The 487-nt window shown below is 59.3% G+C and carries 1 protein-coding gene; it reads left to right on the top strand.

The window, feature by feature from the left end:
- Window positions 1-50: 50 nt before the first annotated feature.
- Window positions 51-487, top strand: a 437-nt coding sequence (locus EN742_RS37225; RefSeq protein WP_148670629.1) for a hypothetical protein, incomplete at its 3' end; no start/stop codon positions are given.

Genomic DNA, 487 nt, shown 5'->3' with positions numbered 1-487 from the left:
GTGCAATCGCTCGCCATGGCGAAAGGGCTGTGCGTGAAGGAGATGAGATCTTGGCCGGGTATGATGCTGCCGCCCAATCACTTGAGCGCGCCACGACCAGGTTCTCGAACGAGTATTCCCGCAGTGACCTATCCGATGACGAGCGTTCAACCATTCGCGCTGACTATCTTGCGGTGTCAAGTCGATATGACGCCGTGCTCCAACGCTACGCCCGGGAAGCACTGGACGGAAACACCTATCTCTACGAACAATCGAAGGGAGAGGAAAGCCTGCAGGAGGCGCTGAAGGAGGAGGCTCAGCACCGTGCTTCCCAGCGGGCGATCGACATGTACGATCCTGCAAGGAATCTCCCTGCACGACAGCATGACGAGCAGATGGTGCGAGCCGGTGACGAGTTGTTCGCCCGCATCGACGCCGCAAGGATCGCCGCTTATCGCCTTCACGAGCCGGAAAATCGCAACAGCCGATCACCCGCTTCGAGCCTTGC

It is taken from the genome of Mesorhizobium sp. M4A.F.Ca.ET.020.02.1.1, assembly GCF_004022645.1.
Classification (GTDB): domain Bacteria; phylum Pseudomonadota; class Alphaproteobacteria; order Rhizobiales; family Rhizobiaceae; genus Mesorhizobium.
This window is presented reverse-complemented; position numbering and strand designations above follow the sequence as displayed.